The sequence below is a fragment of the Cyanobacteria bacterium FACHB-DQ100 genome, assembly GCA_014695195.1.
Lineage (GTDB): Bacteria > Cyanobacteriota > Cyanobacteriia > Leptolyngbyales > Leptolyngbyaceae > Leptolyngbya.
Map to the genome: position 1 here is coordinate 685,414 of JACJNW010000028.1, position 14,086 is coordinate 699,499.

Sequence of the window (14,086 nt, forward strand, 5' to 3'; positions counted from 1 at the left end):
CCCATGCGGTCAAGGCTCGATGCGAAAGCGGACAGGACTCCGACCAACGATTCTGAGTTGGTTCTGCTGATAGAATTCGAGCAGCGCGTAAACCAAGTTGATATGAACGGCTCTGATTGCAATGCTGTCATCCAGCAAAAACAGCCGCGATTCTCCGGGATAGCGCTGCTGAAGATCCGGCACACTAAAAGACTGTTGCTGAAACTGCTCTTGCAATTCCAGCTTGATTTGCTCGATAGCACTGAGATCGATCTCCTCATCGGACGATCTGTCGGTTGCGAACCCCATGCCTCACATTCCTTTCAAGGTTGAGGCGCTCCAGGTCGGGCGGAATGAGACCGTTCCCTTCCTGAGGAGCGCTTGAGCTAGAATTTCCTGCGGCATGACTCAGGAATCGCAGTGCTGAGGATGTTTATTGTCTCCTCGCAAAAAACGTCCGAGTTTGAAGCAAGGAAAAAGACCTGACTGAAGAACTTGAATGGGGAGGAGCTGGGCTAGATACTGATTGACATCCGAGCGCTGCTTTTGGCTCAGTGAAGCCCTTCGAAGTTTAGAGTGCAGCATCGAGGCGAGCACTTCGTGGTGCAGAGCATTCGCTTTCTTTTGTATTGTCATTAGAGATAAGAAACAGGCTAGTGGGTCCAAAATGCAGCACGATTACATGGCTTGTCTAACGAGATTGCACCCAGCGACGGAGCGAGTCTACTTCAGAAAAAGAGTCACAACCCATCGAACACAGGCATCATAGGAAAAGGCAAAAGCAGTTGAACAGAGTGACAGGACACGCTAGGAAGGTGGCGCGCCGTCTTGCTCACGCCTTCCTCTCCGTGCAATCGCTGAGAGAAATGCGAGGTGCTCGTTGATGTGTAAGGCACACACTTGGCTAAATTAGCGTGATTTTTCTGCAACTAGACTAATTCTGAGCAGTTTGCAGTGTTTTATACACACAGAGACAATTATTTATGCCACAGTGAATTGCAGATCTCATCCTTCACCTGCAATCTCTCACTTCTTAGGTCTACCCCAGTCATGACAAAGATGCTCCGCGCTAATGAATCGGACTGCCAGTTGTTTAAGTTCTGGTTCTGCGATCGCGTTTGTGATGGCATTCATTATCAAAACCAATTGTTCCTTCAGCTTGCCAGCTTTGGTCTTGATTGCCGTGAGCAAGCCCATAAGCTCAGTGCAAAGTTGATAAAGCGTGGATTTCAGTCATTTTCTGCTGCTCTCAGGAGCAATCCTTGCTCGGCATCAATCCTTGCACGGGCTGGGCTGAGCTTGATACGAGCGGCAAGCGGCAAGCGTTCGGCGAAGGGCAGGGTAGGGCAACAGCCTTGTTTGCAGCCTGGGTGCTTCAGACTTAATGGCAAAAACCACTGCACCAGTATGCTCATACTCGGTCAGCAATTCCGCCCCTGATGATGGAAGATGTGCTGTGGATTACTGTATCGACTCTCATATTTGTGAAATACTAAAAAACTGATGCAAAATATCTTGTGATAGCCCAAGCTTTGATTCAAGCATAGAGAAGCCTCGATCTCAGGAACCGTGAGTACTAAAACTGTCTCATGCTCAAACAGCAAAACAACCCAAAGATTTCCGACACCCTGTTGGATCAGATTGTGAATGCCGTCTCGCTTTCTGGGGATCACGAAATTGCAAAACTGGCCATGGTAATTAAAACGTTGAGAAGCTTCAAACTAGGGTTGGTTGCGGCTGATCTATCCCTACAGTATGCGAGTGAAGAATACGATCAAGCGCTCTGCTTGAGTTTGTACCGAGCGCTGCAGCAAGTGAATGCGATGAACCGTGCTGGGGGTGTAGACGTGAGTGTATTGCACGAACTTTGGAAGCGCAAACACAGCCCGCTGCTCGATTCAATTGCAGGACTCTCCGACTCTTAAAGAAGCTGTGCTGTCTGTGGTTCAGCGACGCTTTCTGGAGGAGCGAACTTCATGAATCGATCGAATCGATAGGCAGAGATCGCTGTCCTTTGGCATGCAACAGGGATAAGGACAGGATGAGGGTTCTCTAACACGCGCAATCGCAATACTCTACCCAGATTGCCCAATTTTACTGATCAATGGGGTAAACCTACTTCGATAGTAAGAAACGCAAGAGCACGATCGCGAGCGTTAATGCTATGAGACAAAAGGATAGTTATACATCATGATGACTAGAAGGCGGCGCAAGCCTTCTTTTTTATGTATTGGTCACCTTCATCCCTCAATAACAATCCCCTAGCCAGTCAACTAGAGGAAGGGTTATCTGAAAACGTGAATATCTTCAGGATGCCCAAAGCAGTTGACATCGATCACAGTGTACAGCGTTTGTTCGTATCAGCTTTTTCTGGTCTTGGCTGAAGCGAGAGCAGCGGGTCGGTGTCGTGCTAAAAAGGCGCTTTTTCAGCAGGTGTGAATCGCTCAAGTCTGAATGGCGCAATGTTCAAATTTCAGCAGGTCTCGGTGATGGTGGACAAGTTAAAGGAATCAGGGAAGTAATTAAGGAGATTCGAGTCGAGTTGCAGATGGCAGAAGCGATCGCCCACTTAACGATCGCATTTTTGTAGTTCTGAAGTGAACCAGAGCAGCGCCATGATTCCAACGGCTTCAGCAACGGCTGTGATCATTTTTGGATCGCGATGATCACCCGTCTCAATCTTTTGACCCAATTCATAAACCATCGTGCGAAGTGCCTGACTGCTCAAGGATTTTTCGGCTGAATTGATCGACCTCATTTATCAACCTCTGCATTTCGATAACAAGCTGGCCCCGTTTTCCGTGTCGCAATCGATTCTTGCTGACACGCTGTTTCCCTTGCTCAGACTTCGCGCCCGTCGATTTCAACCAGGGGCGATTCTGTTGCATCCATTGACGCTGCTTGGCTTTCTGCAATTCGCGCTCGATCGGGTCGTTGCTCCATCGCGGCATGAATTCCCCCTAATTGGTTCAGTTGCTTATCGACATAGCTCTTGATGAACTGTGTTGGCTTCTTGGGATTTTTAATCGTATCGATCGCTAGAATCAGCTTTCTACAGGATTCCTGCGCTCGAAACATCAATGAGAACAACGTTTCTGCGCGATCGATATCTTCAAGTGAGGCAAAAGCTAAATTGCTCAATTCCTGCGTAATCGATTCCATCAAAACAAGCTGACACGACAAGGCTTTTACCGCTTCACCTGGAAAGTCTGATTCAATTGCTCGAATACGATCGCGGCAAGCTTGGACAAATTCCGCTGTTAACTCCGTTGATTCCTCAGGCGATCTCATTACAACCGAAAGCCCAAAGCCCAGCGCTGGATCTGTAACGGTTTTTGGCAGCGCGGCTGTAAAACCTTGTGCTGATTTGGCTCGACTGGCAGCACGATTGCGGTGTGAAACATCCATCAGCTTATCCAACTGTTGCAGCAATTCCATTTTTTTCATCACTGGTTGCATTCAAACTAATCATGACAAATATTTTTCAAACTCCTGCATAAAAAAGGCGGAGTTTCGTGAGTTTCGTGATGCAAAAGAAAGGGGAGTTTCGCGAGTTTCGCGAGTTTCGCGGCATCAATCACAACTTTGTTCTACAAGCATCTGTGTAATCAAGAATGTTTGACGACGAGTGCTGAACAAAAACGGCAAGTCAAGGGGTGTTGCCATATATCGGGAAAAAGCCTCATCTCGCCGTAACATCGCATTAAGGCAGAGATCGGACACAATTTGCATTACTGGGGTCGGATTCGGGCTTGGTTGATTCCCGCAGGCAATTTTAATCATTTCGCGAGTTGCGCCCGTCATATCAGGTACAAACGATTTCCCAACATTCGGTGTAACCAATGATGAATCGCAATTGACCGAAGCTTGCACCAAATCTTTACCGATTAGATACCGCATCGTACTGAGACACACGATCGATTGAATCCATATCGATCGCAACCGTTTCGCGAGTTCGACTTGATACTCCCACCGTTCGCCAATCAGTAGCGGTCGCAGGCAGAAACAAAGATGATAAGACAGCGATCGCGCTTCCGAGAATGAATGGTTTCAACATAACTCTTGAGATAGGAGCCTGCTGAAGATAATAGCGATACTCCTCAGCATATATATGCATTCCATCAAGACTTTTATTACACATCACGTTGATAAAGCGCTGATAAAAAACAGCAGTCTCTTTCCCTTTAATCCGGTGAGAATGCTTGCCATCTGGATTTCTCCACATTGTGTGGAGTCGAGAGCGATCTCGGTCGGCAAATTGCAACAATAAAAAAGCACCCTCGATCGGGTGCATTCTGCCTTGTTGTGATCCGTTTCTCTCTTCAGTGCATCACGATCGCAAATCAAGAAGATTCTGCCTAAAGAATGAAAGCTAGAGCCACTTGAAAATTAAGGCTCGAACTTGGGAACGCTCTTAGGTAACTGCTCATAAGAGAGGACAAACAGCAGTGTTATTAGGGGCACTGCTGTTTTATTTATTGACTTTCAAACGTTCTCAATCCGGTAAGAATGCTTGCTGTCTGCGCGATCGCTTCCGTAAAAAAATCCCGCGATCGTTATGATTAGCGGGATTTTTGCTCTTATTAACGTGGAAAGAATGCTTGCCATCCATTTTCAGCGATGATCTCATCGACTCGTTCTTTACCAGACGCGATCGCTGTTCGATGTAACCCGCTGAAAGATTTCCTCGGATCTAGCTTCTCTAATAGATCCCCATGTCAGACTGATCCTCGCCGCTGAAAATGGAAGCTGAATAATCTGAGTTCTAGGTGTAAATTATATGACAGGGTTAAAGCATCAGTTATTGGTTAAACCGAATGAAACGTCAGTTGAGTACTGCTGTGTCTGTTGCAATTGCTTCAGTATTATCTCTAGCAAGCGGAAGTGCGATTGCAAACCAACAGAAGACCTCGGCAGACACCTTTTGCTCATTTAGACACAATCAAACTTCTTTGCGTGACAGGTGCCATGTTGAATATTCAGGAGATAAAGTTTCCTATTTGTACAGAATCATCACTTTGCGCTGGAGCGATGGTGTGATAACCAATATCGAACTGAAGTCGGCAATGAAAACCGATGGGCGTGGAGGGGTCTATCATCGTGGTATTGCAAAAGTAGATAATGCAGAGGCAATTTTCACGGAAGGAGAAGACATGACGTGCTTTGAAATTCCTGAAAATAGTAAGGCTATTTGTTACTATTCGTTTTAGGTTAATTTGCTTCAAATTCTAATAGTTTCAACTAGGGGTTGCAGGGCATCATAATTTATCTGATGCTTTGACACGGGCGACACAGATCGACTGATATGCCCCCTGGCGGGGCTGACACGGGGGCGTGTCACGTCTCTTTTTGCCCGTGTCACCCGTGTCACTTAGAATCGAGACTTTCAATTTGTGTTAGCAAATATCGAAATTGAGGACGACTAAAACCTTTTCTCGCTGCGTTATCCAGACGGGCGCGAAGAAAGTCGGTACTGCTCTGAGTGTGTGGGTTAAAGCAATAAGGAAATTCTAGAAGCAGTCATACCTCTCAGAAACTTATGCCTTCTAGCAACACTATTAGACTAGAGCCGATTTCGGTCGATCTTGAGGCTGTTAATCAAATTATTGAGCAAAGCGATAACGGGGGGGGGGCAGGAACGGAGGCACGATCGTTGCAAGTGGTAGCCCTCTCCCTTTTGAGTTTGTGATGACAATACCTCAGCTTCGCGACTTTTTGATATCACTCTATCCTCCTTATTAGCAGTGGACTCCTGAAAGGCAGAGGGAAGAACGAGAGAAGCTATATCAAAAGCTTTATTCCAGGACTCGCCCAAATTACTACCTGGAGTTTAACGAGAGCCTTCATGCAAGATACACGTGCTAATAGTAGGTGGAAATGGATCAACCCACTATTGGCACGTGTATTGTGATGAACGACTTAGGAGCCGAATCGAATTGTTGCTTAGTCGGTCAGTCTCCGCTTTCACCCTTGCTGTCCAATATTCTTTTAGATGACTTGGACAAAGAGCTAGAAGCCAGAGGACACCGTTTTGTGAGGTATGTGGATGACCTAGTAATCCTGGTCAGAAGCAGACGCGCAGGGCGACGAGTGATGGCAAAGATTAGCTGCTACTTGACTCAAACGCTGAAGCTCAAAGTCAATCGGGAAAAGAGTCAAGTGGTCAAGATTGAGGATCTAGACTATTTCGGATTTACCTTCTGAGGCATTCGCATCTTCACCTCTGATCAAGCTCTACAAGTAAACATCGACTGCGCGGCTTAACTGCTCGCCGTTGGGGAGCCTCAATCACAGAGCAATTCGAGCGCTTGAACCGATATTTGCGAGGGTGGATGAACTACTTCGGCATTTCTCAGCATTACACCCCGATCGAAGAGCTAGATGGTTGGCTTAGGCGCCGGATTCGCATGTGCTACTGGAAACAGGGGCGCAGACCGAGAACGCGCATTGCCAATCTGCTCAAGTTGGGAACCAGTAAGCGCCATGTGATTTTGACAGGCATTAGTCGGAAAAGCTTTTGGCGTTTGTCAAAGACATTAGCAACGCAAACGGGAATGACGAATGAGTGGTTGGAACAACAGGGATTGTTACCGATTCGCCAACTCTGGATGAAAGTTCAGGGTTACGCTTAAGTCATCAGTGCTGTCCGCGCGTCTTCATGAACCGCCCATTGCGGGCTCCTAGCGCAATCCGGACACTGTAACATCCCGTACTACTGCTGTACCAGAATTCAGCAGCACTACCCCAAAGACAACTCCTTGTCCGTTGTTAGCCTGATGGAAGTTGGGAAAACCCGACGCATACCCGTTTCTCATTGCCCAATCATTAACTGCGCGGAACCGCTCCTCATTATTTGAGGGATGACCTAACTCTGCCACAGGCACAGCGCGTACTACTGCAGTGCCAGGATTGAGTGACACACCACCATAAACGAGCCCTTGTCCGTGGTTAGCCTGATGGAAGTTAGGAAAACCCGACGCATACCCGTTTCTCATTGCCCAATCATTAATAGCACGAAACCTGGCATCAAATGACAAACCTGTAATGGGATTTGGAGGAGAACTGTAACGTTCACAGCGAGCAGAGCTTATATTGTCATTCCATCCGCTAGGAAGGGATTCAAACCTCATTGCTCCAGTGTGTTCTACCCTAGCGTTAACTCTACCTGCTTGGGGATCTTTATCTAGTCTTGCTAGCTCTTCTTGTAAGTTTGTATCTCTGAAGGTACGTATGCGATAACCTGGCTCAACTCTTGCGGAGGATATACCAGATAAATCCCTACGCGGTACTCCAAGCCTAATTGGATACTCTTCACCATATAAGCCTCCTTCTGAGAATAGAACTCCACAAACCACTTGAGCGGTTGATGGTGCGTCTGGGGTTGATCGGAAACAGGATATTTCGCCAAGAGTGTATCGTTCCCATAAAAAAATCCCGCTAATCATAACGATCTCGGGATTTTTGCTCTTACTGACGCGGGAAAAATTGCTCCCATTCATTAGACTTCTTGCGTGAATCGTTTTTTGGCACGAGTTTCTAATAGTTTGAACTTTCTAATTTGCCATTCACGCAAGAAGTCTATTCTCAGAAATCAACTCATCAATTCGTTCTTTACCAGCCGCGATCGCTTCTTCTGGAGTCTGAAACTGCATCAAGCTTTTTGTGATGTAGGCGTGTTCAGGTTCGATGACTGTTCCGATCTTTCCTGTGGGAGTTAGCACACGATCGCCCACTTGAAATTCATGCGGCTCTCGATTTGAATTGATTTAGTCTCTTTTGATGCGTCATCCACAAGCCGATATCGCTTTGATTTTTCCAGCATTCGAGCAGGGCAGCGCGTTTCTTTTCACTCAGTCCAGCGATCGGGCATTCCTTCCAACTAGAAGACTTGGGAATCCATCTGAATAAGCGATCGCTTTTCTCGTTGATCGGCGGAATCCAGAAATAAACCTGCTCACTTCCAAGCTTTTTGGATGTGGCATTAAATTTCAAACCGATCGGATCAAAATGCTTGAATTCGGGCAGACGAAATGATGCTAATTCCATGCGTTAACTCTGAGTATTGTTAATAGCTTAATCATGCAATTGTAGAAAGGTAAAATTCTTTAGTCAGCTTAGTCCGTTTTTTAGTCGCGCCCTTAGTCGCGGCTTTAGTCCCTTTAATCACGCGGACTAAGCGCACTTTTGCCACCCCGGACTAAACGACTAAGGACTAAAACTGAGAGATTAAGTATTACCTGAAAGCTCTAACATCCGGGCAAACATTTGCATCTCGCTCGCATAGCTTTCGATGTACTCACAGATAACAAAGGGTGAATCTTTATGCCCTCTGCTCCGGTATCTCGTAGGAAACTGAAGCATTTCTCCTTTAGTCCTCCAGATGTGCCCCTCGTAGGGGAAATGTTCACCTTTGACGGGTTTGGTATTAAATCCAATCAGGAATTGTCCTCGCACTTTAGCAACCTCGATCGCGCTCATTTTCTCAGCTTGGTTATCTGGTAAATAGAACGCGCACAAGATCCATAAGCGCGGCTGTTTTATGCGGATATGATTTTCGATTTTCGCTGCCGCGATCGCTTCTGAGAATTCCATTTGCAAAAGTCCTTAAGGGTTAGAAGTCGTAATCGTCCGTGTCGGGTTGTGCGATTGCAGCCGAATATTTCCCGGACTCCTCAATCACAAATCCTTTGCTCTGAAGAGCCTTTAACAGTCGCTCTATCGTCTCGTTGTCGAGGCTTGCGTCAGTTCTCAACCGCTTAACGTTTCGGATCTGTGCGGCTGAGTTGCACTCTCCCGGCCGTTTCCGCATCCAGTCCAGTACAAACGATGCAACCTCAAGAGATTTCTGTTTCCAGTTTGGGAATGCAGCCTTAAGCTCTGCCTGAGATGAGGAAACCTCGATCGCGCTCTCGTTCACCTCATGTTGAGCGCTAGGGGCGTTATAAAGTCGCTCCAAGTCCTGAGCGCTCGTAATGGGTTTATGCTCTGTAATCTCCATCGGGATAAGTTCCCTAGCAACCTCAATCAACTTAGAGATGTCTGCAAGCTTGCTGTCAATAATGCAGGGGCGATCGTGCTTGGAGATGTCCACTCCGCATTCCTGAGCGTGTTTCTCCGCAAAACCTTTCAAGTAAACGTAAGTCAGGTTATCCCGTAGACTGCCCTCGCCCTCAATGCCGAGCGCTTTAACTTCTTGACCTTGAGCTAATAGAATCAGCCGTACCTTGCTTGTTCTGCCTGCTCGGATGATGAACTTTAGATTTCTCACGACATCCAGACCCAGATCCTTACAGCCAGCAACGAAGGTCAGAACTTCATCCAGAATCACGTTGATCAGGAGGAAATTATCATCCCCGCTTGCATTCATTTGGGCTTCTCGCTGCTTAACGAGTTGCTCCAATCCCTCAAGATTTGCCGCGATCGTTGGGAAGTCATAAGGCAGTCCGATCACCTGCATTCCTTCAAAGTCTTTCGGTTTCTTCTTGGGAGTGATCACCAGTGTGGAGCCATTCAAGAACCGCCCCAACTTCTCAGCTAGATAGGTTTTTCCGCCGCCCGTCTTGCCCAAGATGAGCAAATGCGGAAAATCGTCGTAATGGGTGTTTAGTAAGTTCCAATCAAACAGCTTTGACTCTGGCGAGGCAACAGGCAGGACAAAACCTTGATTCGACTGTGCTGGAACATTCACCGCCCCTAGTTGTGGCTCACCCAAAGCAAACAGGCATTTTCCGCCCACTTTGGCATCGAATCCCTAACTGAAACTGACCCTCTGAAAATTGAGGTACTGATAGCAGCGCAAACTTACTACTGTGAGATGAGCGCTCTACGAGGCGCACAAAAAGCAGTGGCGCGGGAATACCTAATCTCGGTTTTGCAAGAATCAGGGCACCAAATCACCATTGAGGACTGGGGCAAAGATCCTGAAGAACAAACGGCTTTAAGCCAAGTTCAAAAAGAAATCGACATCGAAGATGCTCAACAGTGGGCAAACTCTCCGACCTACGAAACTTTAGAGGAAGCGCATAAGAAACTGGCTTCAGAGTGCAGTTTAGAGGACGAAATTAAGGCACTGAAAACAATTGAGTGCGATCGCTTCCCCGATGTTGATTTTGACGATGTTGATAACTGCTTATGGATTTTGATTCAGCATCGCGGCAAATTGGGACGCGGAGCGCAATTACAAGCGGCAATCGAAAATATTGCGGCTGCAAAAGAACTCGATCGCGAATCTGTCGAAACTGTCTGTTCGAATGAGTTGGGAATGGCTCACCGATTGCCTACGCAATACGTCCGGGCGCAATTACTCAGACAGAGCGGAATTCTCCAACTTGCTGATCGCGGCGTTGAATTCTCAAATTCTGATTCTCGCTGTATTCAGGTTCAACAGTTTGCTGTCAAACACTTGAAGCAGTTTCGATATTACTTCGGACTGACGATTGCACCCGAATACACGGACTCGAAAGGCCGCAAACAACATACACCCGTTGACGTTTGCGGCAAGCTGCTGAAGAAGATTGGCTTACAGTCTGTCGTTATCAAGACTCAAGGCAAGCGCGGGGCACAAGAGCGCGTGTACACCGTAGCAATCGATTACGTCAAACAATCCGAGCAGGATACGGCTTGGGAGTATCGTGATCGGGCACTAGCAGCAGCGCGGCAACGATTGAATCTGATCGTGCCAGTTGAAACAGATTCCCCAGAACCAGAAACAGAACACAGAACGGAAGAAAAGCAAAGTTCTGAAACTGACACAGAACAAGACTTGAAGACTCCGTATTCACCGGATTTTCGGAGGCGAGCGGCATGAGCGAAGCTCCCGAAATTAATACAGAGACAATCTCACACCTAGATGAGGTGCGCTTGCGATGCCACAGATTGATCGATCGCATCGCCAAACGTCCCGGATCAACAAAATTGCTGCAACTGGCAGAGAGAGCATTAACCAATTTCGCAAATTACAAGAAGAATCGTAGCTATGAGCGGTAAGACTTGGTATTTCACCAATGAGGCAGCGATCGCGCTTGATTTGACTGCTAAAAAACTGAGAGAGTTATATCGATTGGGAATGTTCAAGGTGGGATACCACGTCAGAGATGTGTCGCCACCAAACTCAAAGCGTCCCACACTGCAATTTCATGTTGAACGCTGTTCTAAACAGCTAGAAACCCCGCCAGAGAAGCGGAAACAGTATTAAAGCAATGACAACAAGAGAAGAAGTAAATGCACGCCTTAAGGCGGCGAAAATCGGCATATCCGTTGAACAGAATGGCGATCGCTTGCACCTGCGCGGCATATTTCCACCTAAACCAGGTGAAACTAAGCGCAAACAACGGGAAATCACGCTGAATGTCTACGCCAATCCATCAGGATTCAAACGAGCAGAGGCAGAGGCAAGGAAGATTCGATCGCAAATTGACTTGAATCAATTTAACTGGCTCGATTGGGATGAAAAGCTGCGACTTGCAGCAGAAATGAAGACTACACGTACTATCAGGCAATGGGTTGAGCTATTTGAGGAGGATTACTTTAACCGTCGATCGCGCACTCCAAAATCTGAAACCACATGGCGAACTGACTACAAACAACCGTTCGGACAACTACCGCAAAAAGCACTGCTAACGCCTGAAATTCTGCGTCAGTCGATTCTTGAGACTGAGCCAGACACCCGCAATCGTCAACGGCGCTGCATGGCTCTGGGGCAGTTAGCAAAGTTCGCAGGCTACGAGTTCGATGCGACTGCATTAAGAGGGGATTATTCACCGAAACGCCTGAATCCGCGTGATTTGCCAACTGATAAAGACATCAGCGAATGGCGCGATCGCGTTCCTAACGAGCAGTGGCAGTACGCATTTGGCTTAATGGCTGCCTATGGATTGAGGAATCATGAGCTATTTCATATCGACTTAGAAAAGCTACGAGAAAGCCCAGTTCTCAGCCTAACTGATGACCTTAACGGAGGTGGCAAGACAGGCGCTAGGCGGATTTGGGCTTGCTACCCGGAATGGTGGGAAATGTGGCGATTGTGGGATGTGAAGCTGCTTCCCAAAGTCACAGGTAGATCAAATTCTGATTTAGGCAATCGAGTAACTCAGGCTTTCAAGCGTTACGGAATCTCGAAACCCTACAATCTTCGTCACGCTTGGGCGGTTCGGACGATCGAGTTTGATATTCCCGTCGAATTAGCAGCACAACAGATGAGACACAGCTTGAAGGTGCATTCTGAGATTTATCATCACTGGATTTCAGATGATGTGCATCAACAGGCATTCGATCGAGCAATGCAGCGCCCAGACCGTCCTTTACCGCCGTGAAAAATCCCCCTAAATTCCCCCTAGATTTTGCCGATCTTTCAGAACAATTCAGGATAATTTAGTACATTCGCTCAACTGGAAAGCCTTGATTTTATAAGGGTTTTAGCCTGTATCCCAGCGGTACAGGCGTTTTTCCTATGTGGTCTGAAAATCCTCGTGTCACGAGTTCAAGTCTCGTTCCTGGCATTCAGATATATCAAAGGAAAAGGCTTGAGGTAGAGCACTTCAGTGCCTTTTCATCGTATTGGCACATTGAACATTATCTACCTTCAAACCATAGATACACGCATGGTTTTTCTACAAACAAGACTTATCTATAAATGGATCTTACCCACTTTTAGTAAACTGAAGTTTCCGATCGTCTTTGCGCTTAACGAATGTGCGGGATCCTGGGCTGCTCAGATGCTTGTTTTCACCAAACATTGATACTGACTTGAAAATCCAGCACACTATGCTGCTGAGGAAGGGGCTTTTGATTGGAGAGCGACCTCATATCCCAAATTTTCTAGCCGTTCTCAAATTTTCTAGCCGTTTGACCAATCGCTTCTGGGTTGCCTATGAGCGCGCTTGGTCAACCAGCACTGCATACTCATAACCGCTTATGATTGTCAAACGACATCAGCTCAGGAGAATACAGAAACCATGACCTCAGGAACACTTCATCGTCTATCAGCTTTTACGACTGATCCGAATGGAGGCAATCCTGCTGGAGTTTGGATCGGAGAGGCTCTGCCAGAACCGGACACGATGCAGCGCATTGCGGCTGAGGTTGGCTTCTCAGAGACTGCTTTCGTTGCGCCTTCTGTTGGCGCGAATCGAACCGTTCGCTACTTTAGCCCCGAAGCCGAAGTCTCATTCTGCGGACATGCCACGATCGCGACAGGGGTCGTGCTTGGAGAAGAAAACGGAGAAGGTATTTACCAACTCTCGACCTCTGTTGGACTTGTCTCCGTTACGGTTAATCAACGAGACGGAATCTATGAAGCATCGCTGACCTCAGTTGAGCCAGAAGATCAGCCTGCGTCCTCTGCATTGGTTCATGAGGCCCTTTCCGCTTTGAGATGGACACAGGCTGATCTTGACTATTCGGTTCTTCCTGCCAAAGCTTACGCTGGAGCATGGCACTTAATTCTGGCCGTTGTCGAGGCAGACCGCTTAGCAAATCTTGATTATGATTTCGAGGCGCTCAAAGCGCTGATGCTGCAAGAGAATCTCACGACACTGCAATTAATTTGGCGGGAAAGCCCTGATGTCTTCCATGCTCGTAATCCTTTTCCGGTCGGTGGAATTGTCGAAGATCCAGCAACAGGTGCGGCTGCCGCAGCTTTGGGAGGATATCTACGATCAGCGAAGTTAGTCGCAGCACCAACCACGATCTTGATTCGCCAGGGAGAAGCAATGGGTCGCCCTAGCCGACTTGTTGTTAGCATCCCATCTGAGGGTGGAATTGTCGTCACGGGTCAAGCGGTCAGGATTTAATCGCTCCGTCTTCATCAAGCTTAAATGAAGACCAGATGCGAAATGCAAGCAAATGCGAAATGCAAGCCTGATATTCATAAAATTCTATCTGTAGCCAGACCTTGATTCTTGATTAATATCAGCAATTTCACAGTTAGGGATGATTAGATAGTTTGCATAGTATTGCCAATGGTTCAACAAGGCGAGAATGTTGATTATCTACCGATGTCATTGGAGCGTCACAGGGCAAGAGCTGTTGCGTGTCTGATTCAGGAGTCAGCACCAGAACCCTGATCGTCCAAAGAATTGCCTATTACGAAAATAGCTGATCTTCAACG

19 protein-coding genes and 1 pseudogene are annotated in these 14,086 nt (G+C 47.2%); 9 read left to right on the forward strand and 11 right to left on the reverse strand.

The annotated features are described in order from the left end of the window. Positions 1–9: 9 nt before the first annotated feature. Positions 10–288, reverse strand: coding sequence for a hypothetical protein (locus tag H6F51_14335; protein MBD1823662.1), 279 nt, complete (start codon positions 286–288; stop codon positions 10–12). A 920-nt stretch (positions 289–1,208) separates the two neighbouring features. Then, complete coding sequence (locus H6F51_14340; GenBank protein MBD1823663.1) at positions 1,209–1,394, reverse strand: hypothetical protein; 186 nt, start codon at positions 1,392–1,394, stop codon at positions 1,209–1,211. Between the two features lie 174 nt (positions 1,395–1,568). Here H6F51_14340 and H6F51_14345 point away from each other — a divergent pair, with 174 nt between their 5' ends. Continuing rightward, positions 1,569–1,904 carry a hypothetical protein gene (locus tag H6F51_14345; protein MBD1823664.1) on the forward strand — a complete coding sequence of 112 codons (336 nt, stop codon included), beginning with the start codon at positions 1,569–1,571 and terminating at the stop codon, positions 1,902–1,904. Positions 1,905–2,386: 482 nt separating this feature from the next. After that, positions 2,387–2,569, forward strand: a complete 183-nt coding sequence (locus tag H6F51_14350) for a hypothetical protein (GenBank protein ID MBD1823665.1) — start codon at positions 2,387–2,389, stop codon at positions 2,567–2,569. Here H6F51_14350 and H6F51_14355 read toward each other — a convergent pair. From H6F51_14355 to H6F51_14370, 4 genes are all read right to left on the reverse strand, one after another. After that, a complete protein-coding gene (locus H6F51_14355) occupies positions 2,549–2,737 on the reverse strand; it encodes a hypothetical protein (protein MBD1823666.1) in 189 nt (62 codons plus the stop codon). The genes H6F51_14350 and H6F51_14355 overlap by 21 nt on opposite strands. An 83-nt stretch (positions 2,738–2,820) precedes the next feature. Beyond that, entirely contained in the window at positions 2,821–3,426 is a 606-nt protein-coding gene (locus H6F51_14360) for a hypothetical protein (GenBank protein MBD1823667.1), read from the reverse strand. A gap of 126 nt (positions 3,427–3,552) precedes the next feature. Further along, on the reverse strand, positions 3,553–3,879 hold the full coding sequence (locus tag H6F51_14365) for a hypothetical protein (protein MBD1823668.1): 327 nt from the start codon (positions 3,877–3,879) through the stop codon (positions 3,553–3,555). Beyond that, on the reverse strand, positions 3,860–4,036 hold the full coding sequence (locus H6F51_14370) for a hypothetical protein (protein ID MBD1823669.1): 177 nt from the start codon (positions 4,034–4,036) through the stop codon (positions 3,860–3,862). The genes H6F51_14365 and H6F51_14370 overlap by 20 nt, the downstream gene beginning before the upstream one ends. Before the next feature lie 760 nt (positions 4,037–4,796). Here H6F51_14370 and H6F51_14375 point away from each other — a divergent pair. Next, positions 4,797–5,189 (forward strand): hypothetical protein, encoded by a 393-nt coding sequence (locus H6F51_14375; protein ID MBD1823670.1) that lies wholly within the window; start codon positions 4,797–4,799, stop codon positions 5,187–5,189. A gap of 667 nt (positions 5,190–5,856) precedes the next feature. Continuing rightward, a pseudogene (locus H6F51_14380) lies at positions 5,857–6,611 on the forward strand (maturase). A gap of 48 nt (positions 6,612–6,659) precedes the next feature. Here H6F51_14380 and H6F51_14385 read toward each other — a convergent pair. The 5 genes from H6F51_14385 to H6F51_14405 all read right to left on the reverse strand — a co-directional run bounded on the left by H6F51_14385 (position 6,660) and on the right by H6F51_14405 (position 9,715). Further along, a complete protein-coding gene (locus tag H6F51_14385; GenBank protein MBD1823671.1) occupies positions 6,660–6,974 on the reverse strand; it encodes a hypothetical protein in 315 nt (104 codons plus the stop codon). Positions 6,975–7,544: 570 nt separating this feature from the next. Further along, positions 7,545–7,700, reverse strand: coding sequence for a hypothetical protein (locus H6F51_14390; protein ID MBD1823672.1), 156 nt, complete (start codon positions 7,698–7,700; stop codon positions 7,545–7,547). 19 nt (positions 7,701–7,719) lie between these two features. Continuing rightward, positions 7,720–8,025 carry a hypothetical protein gene (locus H6F51_14395; GenBank protein ID MBD1823673.1) on the reverse strand — a complete coding sequence of 102 codons (306 nt, stop codon included), beginning with the start codon at positions 8,023–8,025 and terminating at the stop codon, positions 7,720–7,722. A 180-nt stretch (positions 8,026–8,205) separates the two neighbouring features. Then, a complete protein-coding gene (locus H6F51_14400; GenBank protein ID MBD1823674.1) occupies positions 8,206–8,571 on the reverse strand; it encodes a hypothetical protein in 366 nt (121 codons plus the stop codon). 19 nt (positions 8,572–8,590) lie between these two features. Continuing rightward, entirely contained in the window at positions 8,591–9,715 is a 1,125-nt protein-coding gene (locus H6F51_14405; GenBank protein ID MBD1823675.1) for a hypothetical protein, read from the reverse strand. A gap of 78 nt (positions 9,716–9,793) precedes the next feature. On the opposite strand from H6F51_14405, the gene H6F51_14410 reads away from it, so the two are divergent. The 5 genes from H6F51_14410 (at position 9,794) to H6F51_14430 (ending at position 13,769) form a co-directional block, all read left to right on the forward strand. Beyond that, positions 9,794–10,786 (forward strand): hypothetical protein, encoded by a 993-nt coding sequence (locus tag H6F51_14410; protein ID MBD1823676.1) that lies wholly within the window; start codon positions 9,794–9,796, stop codon positions 10,784–10,786. After that, entirely contained in the window at positions 10,783–10,965 is a 183-nt protein-coding gene (locus tag H6F51_14415) for a hypothetical protein (GenBank protein ID MBD1823677.1), read from the forward strand. Before H6F51_14410 ends, H6F51_14415 begins: the two co-directional genes overlap by 4 nt. Continuing rightward, entirely contained in the window at positions 10,955–11,173 is a 219-nt protein-coding gene (locus H6F51_14420; GenBank protein ID MBD1823678.1) for a DNA-binding protein, read from the forward strand. The genes H6F51_14415 and H6F51_14420 overlap by 11 nt, the downstream gene beginning before the upstream one ends. Before the next feature lie 4 nt (positions 11,174–11,177). After that, a complete protein-coding gene (locus tag H6F51_14425; protein MBD1823679.1) occupies positions 11,178–12,290 on the forward strand; it encodes a site-specific integrase in 1,113 nt (370 codons plus the stop codon). Positions 12,291–12,932: 642 nt separating this feature from the next. After that, positions 12,933–13,769, forward strand: a complete 837-nt coding sequence (locus tag H6F51_14430; GenBank protein ID MBD1823680.1) for a PhzF family phenazine biosynthesis protein — start codon at positions 12,933–12,935, stop codon at positions 13,767–13,769. The last annotated feature ends 317 nt before the right edge of the window (positions 13,770–14,086 follow it).

What these genes read in the sequence shown, in the direction of transcription:
- H6F51_14420 (MBD1823678.1), top strand. Translation starts at nt 10,955, where the DNA reads ATGAGCGGTAAGACTTGGTATTTCACCAATGAGGCAGCGATCGCGCTT.
- H6F51_14410 (MBD1823676.1), top strand. Translation starts at nt 9,794, where the DNA reads ATGAGCGCTCTACGAGGCGCACAAAAAGCAGTGGCGCGGGAATACCTA.
- H6F51_14385 (MBD1823671.1), bottom strand. Translation starts at nt 6,974, where the DNA reads ATGAGAAACGGGTATGCGTCGGGTTTTCCTAACTTCCATCAGGCTAAC.
- H6F51_14400 (MBD1823674.1), bottom strand. Translation starts at nt 8,571, where the DNA reads ATGGAATTCTCAGAAGCGATCGCGGCAGCGAAAATCGAAAATCATATC.
- H6F51_14345 (MBD1823664.1), top strand. Translation starts at nt 1,569, where the DNA reads ATGCTCAAACAGCAAAACAACCCAAAGATTTCCGACACCCTGTTGGAT.
- H6F51_14430 (MBD1823680.1), top strand. Translation starts at nt 12,933, where the DNA reads ATGACCTCAGGAACACTTCATCGTCTATCAGCTTTTACGACTGATCCG.
- H6F51_14335 (MBD1823662.1), bottom strand. Translation starts at nt 288, where the DNA reads ATGGGGTTCGCAACCGACAGATCGTCCGATGAGGAGATCGATCTCAGT.
- H6F51_14415 (MBD1823677.1), top strand. Translation starts at nt 10,783, where the DNA reads ATGAGCGAAGCTCCCGAAATTAATACAGAGACAATCTCACACCTAGAT.
- H6F51_14340 (MBD1823663.1), bottom strand. Translation starts at nt 1,394, where the DNA reads ATGAGCATACTGGTGCAGTGGTTTTTGCCATTAAGTCTGAAGCACCCA.
- H6F51_14370 (MBD1823669.1), bottom strand. Translation starts at nt 4,036, where the DNA reads ATGTTGAAACCATTCATTCTCGGAAGCGCGATCGCTGTCTTATCATCT.
- H6F51_14365 (MBD1823668.1), bottom strand. Translation starts at nt 3,879, where the DNA reads ATGCGGTATCTAATCGGTAAAGATTTGGTGCAAGCTTCGGTCAATTGC.
- H6F51_14375 (MBD1823670.1), top strand. Translation starts at nt 4,797, where the DNA reads ATGAAACGTCAGTTGAGTACTGCTGTGTCTGTTGCAATTGCTTCAGTA.
- H6F51_14360 (MBD1823667.1), bottom strand. Translation starts at nt 3,426, where the DNA reads ATGAAAAAAATGGAATTGCTGCAACAGTTGGATAAGCTGATGGATGTT.
- H6F51_14355 (MBD1823666.1), bottom strand. Translation starts at nt 2,737, where the DNA reads ATGAGGTCGATCAATTCAGCCGAAAAATCCTTGAGCAGTCAGGCACTT.
- H6F51_14395 (MBD1823673.1), bottom strand. Translation starts at nt 8,025, where the DNA reads ATGGAATTAGCATCATTTCGTCTGCCCGAATTCAAGCATTTTGATCCG.
- H6F51_14425 (MBD1823679.1), top strand. Translation starts at nt 11,178, where the DNA reads ATGACAACAAGAGAAGAAGTAAATGCACGCCTTAAGGCGGCGAAAATC.